The 13,610-nt window shown below is 61.3% G+C and carries 15 protein-coding genes; 10 read left to right on the top strand and 5 right to left on the bottom strand.

From position 1 onward, the window contains the following. Positions 1 to 109: 109 nt before the first annotated feature. The 3 genes from ccoG to ACDA63_RS12745 are packed head-to-tail and all read left to right on the top strand — an operon-like array spanning position 110 to position 2,408. Complete coding sequence (gene ccoG, locus ACDA63_RS12755) at positions 110 to 1,576, top strand: cytochrome c oxidase accessory protein CcoG (RefSeq protein ID WP_373663637.1); 1,467 nt, start codon at positions 110 to 112, stop codon at positions 1,574 to 1,576. A gap of 28 nt (positions 1,577 to 1,604) precedes the next feature. Next, on the top strand, positions 1,605 to 2,111 hold the full coding sequence (locus tag ACDA63_RS12750) for a FixH family protein (protein ID WP_373663636.1): 507 nt from the start codon (positions 1,605 to 1,607) through the stop codon (positions 2,109 to 2,111). A gap of 60 nt (positions 2,112 to 2,171) precedes the next feature. Further along, the gene (locus ACDA63_RS12745; RefSeq protein WP_373663635.1) at positions 2,172 to 2,408 is read left to right on the top strand and encodes a hypothetical protein; all 237 of its coding nucleotides are present in this window, start codon (positions 2,172 to 2,174) and stop codon (positions 2,406 to 2,408) included. A gap of 26 nt (positions 2,409 to 2,434) precedes the next feature. Here ACDA63_RS12745 and ACDA63_RS12740 read toward each other — a convergent pair whose 3' ends face one another. Together ACDA63_RS12740 and fnr are read right to left on the bottom strand one after the other, a co-directional pair. Continuing rightward, a complete protein-coding gene (locus tag ACDA63_RS12740) occupies positions 2,435 to 2,884 on the bottom strand; it encodes a universal stress protein (RefSeq protein WP_373663634.1) in 450 nt (149 codons plus the stop codon). 201 nt (positions 2,885 to 3,085) lie between these two features. Next, a complete protein-coding gene (gene fnr, locus ACDA63_RS12735; protein WP_373663633.1) occupies positions 3,086 to 3,823 on the bottom strand; it encodes a fumarate/nitrate reduction transcriptional regulator Fnr in 738 nt (245 codons plus the stop codon). 81 nt (positions 3,824 to 3,904) lie between these two features. On the opposite strand from fnr, the gene hemN reads away from it, so the two are divergent. The 5 genes from hemN to ACDA63_RS12710 all read left to right on the top strand — a co-directional run bounded on the left by hemN (position 3,905) and on the right by ACDA63_RS12710 (position 8,925). Further along, a complete protein-coding gene (gene hemN / locus ACDA63_RS12730; RefSeq protein WP_373663632.1) occupies positions 3,905 to 5,326 on the top strand; it encodes an oxygen-independent coproporphyrinogen III oxidase in 1,422 nt (473 codons plus the stop codon). A 90-nt stretch (positions 5,327 to 5,416) separates the two neighbouring features. Further along, positions 5,417 to 6,118 (top strand): sulfite exporter TauE/SafE family protein, encoded by a 702-nt coding sequence (locus ACDA63_RS12725; protein WP_373663631.1) that lies wholly within the window; start codon positions 5,417 to 5,419, stop codon positions 6,116 to 6,118. A gap of 27 nt (positions 6,119 to 6,145) precedes the next feature. Continuing rightward, positions 6,146 to 6,352 carry a heavy-metal-associated domain-containing protein gene (locus ACDA63_RS12720; protein ID WP_373663630.1) on the top strand — a complete coding sequence of 69 codons (207 nt, stop codon included), beginning with the start codon at positions 6,146 to 6,148 and terminating at the stop codon, positions 6,350 to 6,352. A 167-nt stretch (positions 6,353 to 6,519) separates the two neighbouring features. Then, positions 6,520 to 7,068, top strand: a complete 549-nt coding sequence (gene ppa / locus ACDA63_RS12715; RefSeq protein ID WP_373663629.1) for an inorganic diphosphatase — start codon at positions 6,520 to 6,522, stop codon at positions 7,066 to 7,068. Between the two features lie 303 nt (positions 7,069 to 7,371). Further along, positions 7,372 to 8,925 carry a DEAD/DEAH box helicase gene (locus tag ACDA63_RS12710; protein WP_373663628.1) on the top strand — a complete coding sequence of 518 codons (1,554 nt, stop codon included), beginning with the start codon at positions 7,372 to 7,374 and terminating at the stop codon, positions 8,923 to 8,925. Positions 8,926 to 8,982: 57 nt separating this feature from the next. Here ACDA63_RS12710 and bioA read toward each other — a convergent pair whose 3' ends face one another. Beyond that, positions 8,983 to 10,296 (bottom strand): adenosylmethionine--8-amino-7-oxononanoate transaminase, encoded by a 1,314-nt coding sequence (bioA, locus tag ACDA63_RS12705; RefSeq protein ID WP_373663627.1) that lies wholly within the window; start codon positions 10,294 to 10,296, stop codon positions 8,983 to 8,985. 68 nt (positions 10,297 to 10,364) lie between these two features. Between bioA and yaaA the strand changes: the two genes are divergently transcribed. Beyond that, entirely contained in the window at positions 10,365 to 11,147 is a 783-nt protein-coding gene (gene yaaA, locus ACDA63_RS12700; RefSeq protein WP_373663626.1) for a peroxide stress protein YaaA, read from the top strand. 10 nt (positions 11,148 to 11,157) lie between these two features. Then, the gene (locus tag ACDA63_RS12695) at positions 11,158 to 12,303 is read left to right on the top strand and encodes a M14-type cytosolic carboxypeptidase (RefSeq protein ID WP_373663625.1); all 1,146 of its coding nucleotides are present in this window, start codon (positions 11,158 to 11,160) and stop codon (positions 12,301 to 12,303) included. A 68-nt stretch (positions 12,304 to 12,371) separates the two neighbouring features. On the opposite strand, the gene ACDA63_RS12690 is transcribed toward ACDA63_RS12695, so the two are convergent. Together ACDA63_RS12690 and ispH are read right to left on the bottom strand one after the other, a co-directional pair. Then, positions 12,372 to 12,662 carry a chorismate mutase gene (locus ACDA63_RS12690; protein WP_373663624.1) on the bottom strand — a complete coding sequence of 97 codons (291 nt, stop codon included), beginning with the start codon at positions 12,660 to 12,662 and terminating at the stop codon, positions 12,372 to 12,374. Beyond that, positions 12,659 to 13,597, bottom strand: coding sequence for a 4-hydroxy-3-methylbut-2-enyl diphosphate reductase (gene ispH, locus ACDA63_RS12685; protein WP_373663623.1), 939 nt, complete (start codon positions 13,595 to 13,597; stop codon positions 12,659 to 12,661). The genes ACDA63_RS12690 and ispH overlap by 4 nt, the downstream gene beginning before the upstream one ends. Between the last annotated feature and the right edge of the window lie 13 nt (positions 13,598 to 13,610).

Raw genomic sequence — 13,610 nt, 5'->3', positions numbered from 1 at the left:
GCACAGGTATATTTGCTGGCGGGCCGAGGTCCGCCGGCAAGCGCCGCCCACCGTTGGCGCTTATTCGGGCCGCCGCACGGCCTTTCTTGCATGATTCCAGGCCAGCGAAATGCCAGCACCCGACGATCCCTCATCAGCCTTCAACGCAGTCGGCAAGCCGAAGATCCGCGCGAAGGCCCATGTAATCCCCATTCAGCCAGCGGAAGGCGATGATCTCTATGAGGTCCGCAAGAAGGTCTATCCGCGTGCCGTCACGGGACGCTTTGCGACGTGGCGCTGGATCATGGTGTGGGCAACACAGCTTCTCTTCTATGGATTGTGCTGGGTGCCCTGGAACGGACGGCAGTCGGTGTTGTTCGACCTGGTCGAGCGCAAGTTCTACATCTTTGGCTGGGTCTTCTGGCCGCAGGACGTCTTCTATCTGGCGGTGCTGTTGATTATCAGCGCGCTGTCCCTGTTTCTGTTCACCGCCGTGGCCGGACGGCTATGGTGTGGTTTCACCTGTCCACAGACGGTTTATACCGAAATCTTCATGTGGATCGAGCAGAAGATCGAGGGCAATCGGCAGCGCCAGATGAAGCTCGATCAGATGCCCTGGGGCGGGCACAAGGTCCTGGTCAAGGGCGCAAAGTACCTCGCGTGGGCTGCGATCGCGTTGTGGACCGGCATCACGTTCGTGGGCTATTTCACACCGATCAAGCCGCTGGTTTCTGATATCGCCGCCTTCGGCGTGAGCGGATGGTCGGCGTTCTGGATTCTGTTCTACGGCGGTTTCACCTACCTCATGGCCGGGGTGATGCGCGAGCAGGTCTGCAAGTACATGTGTCCGTACGCGCGATTCCAGAGCGTCATGTTCGACCCCGATACGCTGGTGATTACGTATGACACCGCCCGGGGTGAGCCGCGAGGGTCACGCAAACGTGGTGTGGAGCCGCGCAGCATCGGCAAGGGCGATTGCGTCGATTGCGGCATTTGCGTTCAGGTGTGCCCAACCGGGATCGACATCCGCCAGGGGCTCCAGTACGAATGCATCGGTTGCGCAGCGTGCATAGACGCCTGCGACCAAGTCATGGACAAGATGGGCTATGCGCCGGGGCTGATCCGCTACTCGACCGAGAACGCCATCGAGAAACGCTGGGGACGCAAGGAGATCGTCAGTCACGTGCTACGCCCGCGCGTTCTTGTATATGCCGGCGTGCTCGCGGCCATCGTGCTCGCATTTGCCTATGCGCTGGTCAGCCGCGAGGATATCCGGGTCGATGTCATCAAGGATCGGACGACGCTGACGCGCGAAGTCGAGGATGGTCTCATCGAGAATGTCTACATCCTGCATCTCATGAACATGTCCGAGGCGCCACGCACGTTGAATGTCTCGGCAACCGGCCTGGACGGCATACGCATCGACGGTCGGACGCGTTTCGACATCAATCCCGCCGAGAACAGCACGGCCACCCTGCGCGTTCGCGTGCCGGTCGACAGCGCAAGCAAGGGATCGCACGCCATCTATTTCGAAGTGCGTGCCGAAGGGTACGCCGACGAATTCGTGCGCGAAAAAGCCGTATTTATCATGCCCTGAGAGAGAGAAAGCTGTGCCCCCAACCCCCTTGAACAGCATTCGTGCCACCAAACCGTGGTACCGGGAGCCGTGGCCCTGGATATTGATGGGGCTGCCCGCAACCGCCGTCGTGGCGGGCATTGCTACACTGTTCTTCGCGATTCGTAGCGATGATGGCGTAGTCGCAGACGATTACTATCAGCGCGGGCTTGCTATCAATGAGACCATTGCGCGCGACAACATGGCGCGTCAGCTCGGACTACGCGCGCAATTGTCGATGGATCCGACGACGGATCAGATGAGTGTCGAGCTGTTCGCGCGAGAGGGTGTGAGCCTTCCCGCTCGATTGCACGTGACACTTCTGCATCCTACGAGACAGGGCCTCGACCAGGACGTCGTCCTCGACTTGAAAAACGGACGCTACGTCGGTAGTTTCAAGCCTGTCCAGTCAGGGCGATGGGACATCAGCCTGGAAGACGAAAGCAAGAGCTGGCGCATGGTTCAGGAAGCGCGCCTGCCGGGCTCGACCAAGCTGCTCATACAGCCCGCCACCTGACGGCCCCGTTCCGCGCCAGAGCATCTGGTGCGCCCCCGAACCCGATGCGAGGAGGGTGCGATGAACAAATGGATTCTGGTGCTCTGGCCGTCATTCTTGATGGCGGGCATCGCCGAGATCATCTTCTTCACCGTGGTCGATCCACAGACGCTGTATTTCTTTGGCCAACCGGTGAATTTCTCCGCCATGGCCACCTATACCATTGGCTTCTTTGCCCTATGGCTCGTCTGCATCGCATCGAGCCTCGCCACGCTGTTCTTTGAGCGCAGTCGTGAACAAATAAACGGCCACTCGTAAGTGGCCGTTATGCCCGGTCGGACGGATCAGCTTTCGCGGTAGACCAGCACCGGAATCTTGCTGTGTGTCAGCACCTTGTTGGTTTCCGAGCCAATCAATAGGCCCGCCAGACCTCGCCGGCCGTGCGAGGCCATGAAGACGAGGTCGCAGCCTTCCCGCTCAGCCGTGTCGATGATGATCTGGAATGGAATGTCGCTGACTTCCGTGTAGCTCACCGCAGTCACGCCTGCCGCGCGGGCGGCAGCCTGCGCAGAGGCCAGGATCGAGTTCGCTTGCTTGGAGGTTTCTTCCTGGAACTCTTCGCGATTCTCGGGGGCGATCAACGCGCCTTCGCCGACAATGGGGCGAGGGTAGTCTGGCTGTACGTAGAGCAGCGTGATGCGTGCTCCTATCGACGCGGCAAACTTGATTGCGCTTTCCACTGCATGCGTAGACAGCGCGGAACCGTCGGTCGGGACAAGGATGTGTTTGTACATGGTTCAAAGCCCTCCTTTTTGACGATCACATGATGACTATATCTCGATCAGCCTCGCCGATGGGACAAGCCGATTGATGCGGGTCAATCGCTGAAACTCTACTGGTATGGCACCTCGACGGGACCACTGGGGCTGCTCGCGGCGCCCAAAAAAGACAAAGCCCGGCATTGCCGGGCTTGCAAGTGCCAGAGGCGTGCAACTTTAGCAGGTCGTATGGTTGAGCAGGGCGCGCAGGCCGTCCGCGTCAAGGATGCGGATGTGCTTCTGCTGCACGCTGATCAGACCTTCGTCATGGAACTTGGAGAAGGTGCGGCTGACGGTTTCGAGCTTCAGCCCCAGGTACGAGCCGATTTCTTCACGCGTCATGCGCAGGTGGAATTCATAGGCGGAATAGCCGCGCGCTTTCATGCGTTGCGACAGATTGATCAGGAAGGCGGCGATGCGCTCCTCGGCGCGCATGGAACCCAGCAGAATCATGAGGCCCTGGTCGCGAACGATCTCGCGGCTCATGAATTTGTGGAACTGCAACTGCAAGGACGGGATGGCGCGCGAGATCTCTTCGAGTTGCGCATAGGGCATCACGCAGACTTCGCTATCTTCCAGCGCGGTTGCATTGCAGACGTGGTGATCGGTGTTGATACCGTCCAGGCCGAGGATTTCACCTGCCATGTGGAAGCCTGTGACTTGCTCCAAACCTTCTTCGGTCAGGATGTCGGTTTTGAAGAAGCCCGTACGTACTGCGTAGATGGCTTCGAAGGGGTCGCCGGCGCGGAACATCTGATGCTGCCGCTTGACCTTGCGACGTTGCACCATCTCGTCGAGCCGATGCAGGTCGGAATCGTCCAGACCGCCGGCCAGGCACAGTTCGCGCAGGCTGCATTGGGAACAAGCGACGCGGGTCGCAGCAAGAGTGAGCGGTGTAGTAACGATCTGATCCACGATACGTTTCCCTTGTTTGCCGTCAAATTACGATCAGGTTATTCTGACAAAATGTTCCATCGCTGATAACATTTGGTAGCCGTGAGTCAGAATACTCTTATTAATCCGGCATTAATTGGTAAATACGATATACCCGGTCCGCGATACACTTCGTATCCCACGGCAGACCGCTTTGTCGATGCCTCCGACCTGTCCGCCCTGACGAGCCGTTCAGCATCGCAGGCCAGACCCTCTATGGGTCGATCGCTATCATTATATTTCCATATTCCTTTTTGCGACACCGTTTGTTTTTATTGTGCCTGCAACAAGATTGCGGCCAAAAATCGCGTCCTCGGGACCCGGTATGTCGACTACCTTTTGAGGGAAATGTCGCTCAAATCCCGTGATCTCCCGGGAAAGCAACGCGTTTCGCAGATGCATTGGGGCGGGGGCACCCCAACCTTCCTGACGGTCGAAGATACGCAGCGCCTGGTCGATGGTATTTGTAAAATTTTCGCGCTTGACCCCGAGGGTGAGCATTCCATAGAGATTGATCCCAGGCGCGCAGATGTGACGCGTATGAAAATTCTGGCGGAGGCCGGTTTCAATCGTGTCAGCATAGGCGTTCAGGATTTTGATCCAGCGGTGCAAAAGGCGGTAAATCGCCTGCAAAGCATTGAAGAAACGAGAACAGTTATTAACGCCGCCCGTGATTATGGGTTTCGCTCGGTGAGCATTGACCTGATTTACGGATTGCCTCACCAAACTGCTCGGAGTTTTGACAATACGCTCGCGCATGTATTGTCGTTGCAGCCGGACCGCCTGTCGCTCTACAGCTACGCGCATCTGCCGGCGAAATTCATGCCGCAGCGGCGCATCAACGGCGATGCGTTGCCTCCGCCGACCGAAAAAATGGCGATCCTACAATCGGCGGTCGAACGCCTGGTGAGCGCGGGCTATGTGTACATAGGCATGGATCACTTTGCGCGCCCCGACGACGAATTGGCCATCGCCCAGCGTGCCGGTACGCTCCACCGCAACTTTCAAGGCTATTCCACGCACGCCGATTGCGACCTGCTGGCCTTCGGCGTATCGGCCATTGGGCTGGCGGACGGCGTCTATACACAGAATGACCGTACGCTGGACGGCTACTACGCGGCGCTTGACCGCGATGAGCTCCCCATCATTCGTGGCTGGGTCATGTCGGAGGAGGACGAACTCCGCCGTGCCATCATCCAGTCCCTGATGTGCCAATTCGAACTGACGTTCACTGAACTGGAGCGTGACTTCGGGCATCTTTTCACAGACCGGAAGGGCGAGCCGTTCGACGCCCGGTTTGCCGAGTATTTCGCGGCCGAGTTCGAAGACTTGCGCGCGCTTGAAGGGGCCGGACTTGTTCGCATTGAGCCCTCCCGTTTAGTGGTTACCGAGGCTGGCCGCTATCTGGTACGCGTAATCGCCATGGCGTTCGATGCCTATCTGCGGGCCGACAAGGGCTCTACACGGTACTCCAAAGTCATCTGACCTCGTGGCGGCAAGCGCGCTGCGCGGGTTTCACTCCAGGGCGGGCGCGCGCTACCATGGCAGGCTAATGCACTGACCGGGCGTTCGCCCATGCTCGAAACGGGTTACATCGCAGTCTTCCTCATCGGCCTCCTCGGCGGCGCGCATTGCATTGGCATGTGCGGCGGCGTCGTGGGCGCCCTCACGGTCGGCGTGCCCGGGCAAGGCGGACGGAAGTGGCCGCTGCATCTGGCCTACAACATCGGCCGCGTCACCAGCTATGCCGCTATCGGTGCTGCCGTCGGCGCAATCGGCTCCGCGACATTGCTTTTCAATCGCTGGCTGCCGATACAGATGTCCCTGTACGTGCTGGCCAACCTCATGCTGGTTGGGCTCGGGTTGTATCTGACTGGCCTCACGCGCGTGCTCGCACCGATCGAACGCGCAGGCCACCGTCTCTGGGCGCGCGTGCAACCCTTGTCGCGCCGATTTCTGCCGGCGCAGTCATGGCGCCACGCGCTACCGCTTGGCCTGCTGTGGGGCTTTCTGCCCTGCGGGCTGACCTACAGTATTCTCAGTACGGCTCTCGTGAGCGGCTCTGCGTTGCGGGGCGGTGCCTTGATGCTGGCTTTCGGCCTCGGCACCTTGCCCAATCTTTTTCTGGCCGGCGTTCTGCTGGCGCGCTTCCGCGACCTGATCCGACGCACCGGGGTGCGACTGTTTGCCGGCGCCGTTGTCATCGGATTCGGTGTCTTCGGCTTGATTCGTGCGCCTCATCTGGGTGGGCGCCTATGGGAAGGCGTCATCTGCTGAGGCGACTGGCATATTTCTGGAGGAATCATGCAATCACTCGATTTTTCGGTTCAAGGTATGAGCTGTGGGGGCTGCGTCAGCTCGGTCACGCGTGTGCTGTCGGCTTTCGACGGGGTGGAAGACGTCAAGGTGAGCCTTGAGACCGCTCGCGCATCGATGCATATCGATTCGGCAAAAGTGACGCCGGAGCAGCTCAAGCAGGCCGTGCGCGACGCCGGCTTCGAAGCTCAGTAAGAGTTCTTTCGGCCGGCCCACAAGGCCGCCGAACGACGCGAGCGGTACGCTGCGGTGCATCCATACGGTGTTGTATGGGTGGTCTCGTGGATATCCCGTACCGCAAGTTTTCCGTCAGGACGGCCTGTCATAATCGGGCGCGGTCCCCAAAACCACAGAGAGATTCCATGAGTTTCAAGAGCGTTTCCCCCGGGCTGGACGTGCCCAATGACATCAACGTCATCGTCGAAATCCCGGCCAACGCCGACCCCATCAAGTACGAGATCGACAAGGACAGCGGTGCGGTGTTCGTGGACCGCTTCATGGGTACGTCGATGTCCTATCCCTGCAATTACGGTTATGTGCCGCACTCCGTCGCGGGCGACGGGGATCCCGTGGATGTGCTGGTGGTCGCGCCCTTCGCGCTCATCCCGGGTGTGGTGATCCGCTGCCGGCCGGTGGGGGTGCTGCTGATGCAGGACGAAGCCGGGGACGACTCCAAGGTGCTGGCCGTGCCCGTGCCCAAGATCACGCCGTTGTACGACCGCGTGTTTACATATGAAGACATGCCGCCGCTATTGCTGCGCCAGATCGAACACTTTTTCCAGCATTACAAGGACCTGGAGGTCGGCAAGTGGGTCAAAGTGCTCGGCTGGGACGGGCCTGACGCTGCCCGCCAGGAAATCTACGCGGGCGTGCAGGCTTACCGGGCCATCGCCGGTGCATCGACCGACTGATCCGCCGCGGTCCGTGCTGGCGCAGCATGCTGGCACGGCAGACTTACGTTGACGCATCGCAAAAAGTACTGGCGGCCCTAAGGGGATGCCCGTATAATCATGCACTTGCTGGAACCTTGGGTTCCTGCCTGAATTCATCCGCTCCCGACCCCTCCGCTGCACATTCCGTTCAATCCGGAAGCTCCGTGTCTTGTCAGGTTTGGCGCCGATGCTTGCGCGCCAATCGCGCCCACTTGCGCAGTGGGTGCCGCTTTGCCCTTTCCCCCGGGCCGCGGTCCTGTGCTGCCATAACGAAAGAAAATAATGTCATTCGAAACCCTGGGACTCCACGACGTCCTGCTCAAATCCATTCGTGCGGCAGGCTACACAGAGCCGACCCCCGTTCAAGCCCAGTCGATTCCGGCGGCGCTCGCAGGGGGCGACCTGATGGTGTCGGCTGCCACGGGTAGCGGCAAGACTGCGGCTTTCATGCTGCCGGCGCTGCATCGCCTGACGATGGAGTCGCCCATTCGCAGCATCGGTCCGCGCATTCTGGTGCTGACCCCGACCCGCGAACTTGCGCTGCAAGTGACCAAGGCCGCCGAAACCTACGGCCGTGCGATGCGTCGCGTGCGCGTGGTGTCTGTCGTGGGCGGCATGCCGTACCCCGCGCAGATTCGCCTGCTGCGTCAGCATGTCGACGTGCTCGTGGCCACGCCGGGCCGTCTGCTGGACTACATCGACCGTGGCCGCATCGATTTCTCGCGCCTCGAAATGCTGGTGCTGGACGAAGCCGATCGCATGCTCGACATGGGCTTCATTGAAGACATCGAGCAGATCGCTGCCGCGCTGCCCGAAGAGCGCCAGACGGTGATGTTCTCTGCCACCTTCGGAGGACAGGTCGGCCGTCTTGCCGAAGAGATGCTGCGCGAACCCACGCGCATTGAACTCGCCACGCACCGCGACACGCACGAAAACATCGAACAGCGCCTGCACTTTGCCGATGACGACGCGCACAAGGGGCGTCTGCTCAACCATCTGCTGCGCGGTAACGACGTGCAGCAGGCGATCATCTTCGCCGCAACCAAGCGCGATACCGAATTCCTGGCCGACCGCCTGGCGACCGATGGCTTTGCCGCTGCGTCCCTGCATGGCGATATGCCGCAAGCCAAGCGCAATCGCACGCTGACGGCCCTGCGCCGCGGCGAAGTGCGCGTGCTGGTCGCGACCGACGTTGCCGCTCGTGGCATCGACGTTCCGACCATCAGCCACGTCATCAACTACGGCATGCCGATGCGTGCCGAAGACTACGTGCACCGTATCGGTCGTACGGGCCGCGCGGGGCGCAGCGGTGTGGCAATCACGCTGGCCGGCCCGGCTGAGCGTGGCAAGGTGCGGGCCATCGAACGCTTTACCACGCAGAACATTCCGGTTCACGTGATCGAGGGTCTCGAGCCGCACTTCAAGCCCCAGCCGCGTGACCCGAACCGTCGCTTCGGCGACCGTCGCAACGGCCGCGGCTTTGGTGGCGAAGGTTCGCGTGGGCAGGGTGGTGGTCAGCGTGGCGGCGAGGGCCGCCAATGGGGCGACCGTCCGCAGCGCGAAGGCGCGCCGGCCCGCCGTGACGACAATTGGGGCAATCGCGGCACGTATGGCGATCGCGGTGGCTTCGGCGAACGCAGCAATGATCGTGGCAACAGCTTCGCGCGTCGCGACGGTGGCAACACCGCCCGTCCGGCCGCGGGTGGTTTTGGTGATCGTCCGCGCCGCGAAAGTCAGTGGAGCAACGACCGTCGCCCGTCGGGTGACCGTCCTCGCTTTGAAGGACGTGGCAACGATCGCCAAGGGCGCGGCGGCGGTCGCTTCGATCGCGGCTGATCCTGCCTGGCCAAAAGAAGAACGGCGCCCGCGGGCGCCGTTTTTTTTTCGTCTCGATCAGGCGAGCGCCGTGTCCAATGCTTCGAGCGTCTGTCTGCCCAGCCAATCGCACTGATCTTCGTCGAGTACGTAGGGCGGCATCCAATAGACCGTGTTGCCGATCGGGCGCAGCAGCAGGCCGCGCTTTAGCGACTGGCGGTAGAACGTGCGCGAAAAGCCCGGTCGGGCGTCGACGTCGAACGCCAGGATCGTCCCGCGCTGGCGCACGTGGCTCACCGCCGGATGGTCGACCAAGGCTTGCGCGGCGGTCGCCATCCACTGTGCACGCTGCTGGTTGGCGACGAGTACGTCATCGCGCTCGAACAGTTCAAGCGTGGCGAGCGCTGCGGTGCACGCCAGTGCATTGCCGGTGTACGAATGCGAATGCAGAAAACCACGCGTCACGTCGTCGTCATAGAACGCGTCGAACACCTGGTCGGTCGTGAGGACCAATGACAGCGGCAGGTAGCCGCCCGAGATACCCTTCGACAGGCACAGAAAGTCTGGCCAGATTCCCGCTTGTTCGACAGCGAAGAAACTCCCCGTGCGCCCACAACCGACGGCAATTTCGTCCGCGATGAGGTGGACGTCGTAACGATGGCAGATCGCGCGGGCCAGTCGGAGGTATTCCGGGTCATACATGGTCATGCCGTTGGCGCATTGCACGAGCGGCTCGACGATCAAGGCAGCGATGCTGGCATGATGTTCGGCGAGGTACGATTCCAATGCGCGGGCGGCGCGGACGGCGACGTCCTTTGCGCCCTCACCATCGTTTGCCCGTCGTGCGTCGGGGGAGGGGACGGTTGCCGCGGCACGTACCATTGGCCCGTACGCTTCGCGGAAAAGGGGGATGTCCGTCACCGCGAGCGCGCCGACGGTCTCTCCGTGATAACTGCCTGCGAGGCTCACGAAGCCGTTCTTTCCGTTGCGTCCAACGTTGCGCCAATAGTGGGCACTCATTTTCATCGCGATCTCGGTCGCCGAAGCGCCGTCGGATGCGTAGAACGCATGGCCAAGCGCACCGCCCGTCATTGCGGACAGACGCTCGGACAGTTCCACCACCGGCTGGTGCGTGAAGCCGGCCAGGATCACGTGTTCGAGCTTTTCCATCTGTTCGCGCAGGCGCATGTTGATGTGCTCGTTGCAGTGGCCGAACAGGTTGACCCACCACGAACTGACCGCATCCAGGTAACGGTGACCGTCGGCGTCGATGAGCCATGGTCCTTCGCCGCGGACGATCGGCACGATCGGCAGCGTCTCGTGCTGCTTCATCTGCGTGCAGGGGTGCCACACGGCGTTGCGGGATCGATTGAGAAGATCGTTATTGCTCATGGCGGGCGGGGACGAGTCGGGTGGCAAACCGGCTATCATTGGCCGGGAGTGTTTTACGGGATTTTCTCATGCTGATGGTCATTTCTCCGGCGAAGTCGCTCGATTTCGAAACGCCGCCCACCACCAAGACCCACACGCAGCCGCAGTTTCTCGACGCGGCTGAATCGCTCATCGGCGTACTGCGCGACTACTCGCCCCAACAGCTCTCCGAACTCATGGGGATCAGCGACACACTGGCGCATCTGAACGTCGCCCGCTTTGCGGAATGGTCGCGTCCATTCACCGCCAGGAATGCCAAGCAGGCCGCGCTCGCGTTCGATGGCGACGTCTACGGCGGGCTCGATGCGCCGGGCATGTCGGCCGAGGACCTGGCCTTCGCACAGAAACATCTGCGCATTCTGTCCGGGCTGTATGGCGTGCTGCGTCCCCTCGACCTGATGCGCGCCTATCGTCTGGAAATGGGCACGCGCCTGGCGAACCCCGCCGGCAAGGATCTCTATGCATTCTGGGGCGACCGCATCAGCGAAGCGCTCAATGCTGAACTCAAGGCAGGCAAGGGCAAGCCCGAGCCAGTACTGGTCAACCTCGCGTCCGACGAGTACTTCAAATCCGTGCGGCCGAAGGTTCTCAGAGCACGGATCGTGCATCCCGTATTCGAAGACTGGAAGGCCGGCAAGTACAAAATCATCAGTTTCTATGCGAAGCGTGCGCGGGGTCTGATGGCGCGCTATGCCATTGTCAATCGCATCGATGACGCGGAAGCGCTCAAGCGCTTCGACGTTGAAGGCTACGCCTTTGCCCCCGACGCATCGGACGATGCGACCTGGGTGTTCCGACGCAAGGAAGCATAAGGAGAGCGGTGTGGAGATCAGCAGCCAGTTCGACAGCGGCAACATCGAAGTCATTTCGGCGCATAGCGCCTCGGATATCCACCTTGCCATCCGCCGCGACACCAACAGCGATTTCTCCCAGTGGTTCCACTTCCGCATCAGCGGCGTGGCCGGCCGACCGTTGCGGATTTCGATCGATAACGCGGGCGATTGCAGCTATGCCGACGGCTGGTATGGCTATCAGTGCGCAGCAAGCTACGATCGCTCCGATTGGTTTCGCATCGCCGCCACGCGCTACGACGGCCAGCGCCTGATGATCGACTTCACGCCCGAGCGCGACACCGTCTGGCTGGCGTATTTCCAACCTTATTCACACGAACGCCACCAGGACTTCATCGGACGTTGCGCTGCGTCGCTCTTTGCCCGCATCGAGCGCCTGGGCAGCAGCGTGGAAGGGCGTGACATCGACCTCGTTCGCGTCGGCGAGCCGGCATTTGGCCGCAAGAATGTCTGGATGATCGCCAGACAGCACCCGGGCGAATCGATGGCCGAATGGTTAGTTGAGGGCTTTCTCGCGCGCCTGCTTGATCCGTTCGACGGCGTGGCGCGCGAGATCCGCGAACGCGCTTGCCTGTACGTCGTGCCGAACGTGAATCCGGACGGCGCCTTCAACGGTAATCTGCGCGCCAACGCCGCTGGCGCCAACCTCAATCGCGAGTGGGGCGACCCGTCGCCCGACCGCAGCCCGGAAGTGCTCGCCGTTCAGCGCGCGATGCGGGCCAGCGGCGTGGACTTCTTCCTCGACATCCACGGCGACGAAACGCTGCCTTATGTCTTCATCGACGGCAGCCACATGGTGCCCGGCTATGGCGAACGCAATCTAGCGATCCAGCATGCCTTCCTCGAAGACCTGCTGCTCTCCGCGCCCGACTTCCAGCTTGAACATGGCTACACGGACAACCGTTTCGACAGCGAACTGCTGACGCTTGCCTCGAAATGGGTGGCCCATACATTCAACTGCGTCGGCCTGACGCTCGAAATGCCATTCAAGGACAACGCCAACGCACCCGATGCCCGATACGGCTGGAACGGCGCGCGCAGCATGCGGATGGGCGAGGCGATGCTGCTGCCGTTGCTCCAATACCTGCGGCGCAACGCAAATGGCATAGCCGCCTGATGATTTTTTCGGCCAAAAGAAAGCCGCCCCAGGGCGGCTTTTTCATGGTCTGAGCAGGACAGCGACGCCTACACCTGCTTGTGGTTCTGTACCACGGTATCGATGATCGCGCGGAATACGCGCTGGGCAAGCGCCGGGTCGAGGCCCGCGCCGGTTGCCAGTTCGGCGATGCGTGCCATCTGCTGGGCTTCGCGCGCAGGATCTTGCGGCGGCAGGGAATGCTCTTTCTTGAGCTTGCCGACTTCTGCGGTCAGGCCGAACCGCTGGCCGAGAATGCCGATCAGTTGTGCGTCGAGCACGTCGATGCCCCGGCGCAGTTCGGCCAGGCGGAGCAGGGCGGTGTCTTGCGTATCGCTCACGGTGCCACCTGCAGTTCTTTCGGAATCGGGAAAGTCACGTTTTCGGTGACGCCCTCAAGGGTACGCACGTTCTTGGCGCCCAGTTCCTTGAGTCGTTCGATGACTTCGTTGACCAGCACTTCGGGCGCCGACGCGCCAGCGCTGACGCCGAAGCGGCGCTTGTCTTCGATCCATGCCGGATCGATCCCGCTGGCATTGTCGACCAGATATGCCGGCACGCCACGAATCGCGGCGACTTCGCGCAGGCGGTTCGAGTTGGAACTGTTGCGCGAACCTACCACGATCACCACATCGACCTGCGGTGTCATGAACTTGATGGCGTCCTGGCGGTTCTGGGTCGCGTAGCAGATGTCGTCTTTCTTTGGCCCCAGGATGTTCGGGAAGCGCGTGCGCAGCGCGTCGACCACCGTCTGCGCATCGTCGACCGACAGCGTCGTTTGCGTGACGTACGCCAGCTTGTCCGGATCATTCACAACGAGCGCTGCGACATCGTCGACGGTTTCGACCAGGAACATACCGCCTTCGGACTGGCCCATGGTGCCTTCGACTTCCGGGTGGCCCTTGTGACCGATCATGATGATCTCGCGGCCGGCGTCGCGCATTCTCTGCACTTCGACATGGACCTTGGTGACCAACGGGCAGGTGGCGTCGAATACGCGCAGGCCGCGCTCGGCGGCTTCGCGCCGCACGTTCTGCGACACGCCGTGAGCACTGAAGATCACCGTGGCACCCGCGGGGGCTTCGTCGAGTTCTTCAATGAAGACCGCACCCTTGTTGCGCAGATCATCGACCACGAATTTGTTGTGCACGACCTCATGGCGCACGTAGATCGGCGCGCCATGAATCCGGATGGCGCGCTCGACGATCTCGATGGCGCGCTCCACGCCCGCGCAAAAGCCGCGCGGATTGGCAAGGATGATTTCGGCTTCGTTCATGCTGGGTCTTCCA

The sequence above is a fragment of the Uliginosibacterium sp. sgz301328 genome, assembly GCF_041807905.1.
Classification (GTDB): Bacteria; Pseudomonadota; Gammaproteobacteria; order Burkholderiales; family Rhodocyclaceae; genus JBGVSA01.
This window is presented reverse-complemented; position numbering and strand designations above follow the sequence as displayed.

Bases quoted from the DNA above. Each gene is read 5' to 3' on its own strand.
- ACDA63_RS12745 (WP_373663635.1), top strand. From the start codon at position 2,172: ATGAACAAATGGATTCTGGTGCTCTGGCCGTCATTCTTGATGGCGGGC.
- ispH (WP_373663623.1), bottom strand. From the start codon at position 13,597: ATGAACGAAGCCGAAATCATCCTTGCCAATCCGCGCGGCTTTTGCGCG.
- ACDA63_RS12710 (WP_373663628.1), top strand. From the start codon at position 7,372: ATGTCATTCGAAACCCTGGGACTCCACGACGTCCTGCTCAAATCCATT.
- ACDA63_RS12720 (WP_373663630.1), top strand. From the start codon at position 6,146: ATGCAATCACTCGATTTTTCGGTTCAAGGTATGAGCTGTGGGGGCTGC.
- ACDA63_RS12740 (WP_373663634.1), bottom strand. From the start codon at position 2,884: ATGTACAAACACATCCTTGTCCCGACCGACGGTTCCGCGCTGTCTACG.
- yaaA (WP_373663626.1), top strand. From the start codon at position 10,365: ATGCTGATGGTCATTTCTCCGGCGAAGTCGCTCGATTTCGAAACGCCG.
- bioA (WP_373663627.1), bottom strand. From the start codon at position 10,296: ATGAGCAATAACGATCTTCTCAATCGATCCCGCAACGCCGTGTGGCAC.
- ACDA63_RS12725 (WP_373663631.1), top strand. From the start codon at position 5,417: ATGCTCGAAACGGGTTACATCGCAGTCTTCCTCATCGGCCTCCTCGGC.
- ppa (WP_373663629.1), top strand. From the start codon at position 6,520: ATGAGTTTCAAGAGCGTTTCCCCCGGGCTGGACGTGCCCAATGACATC.
- ccoG (WP_373663637.1), top strand. From the start codon at position 110: ATGCCAGCACCCGACGATCCCTCATCAGCCTTCAACGCAGTCGGCAAG.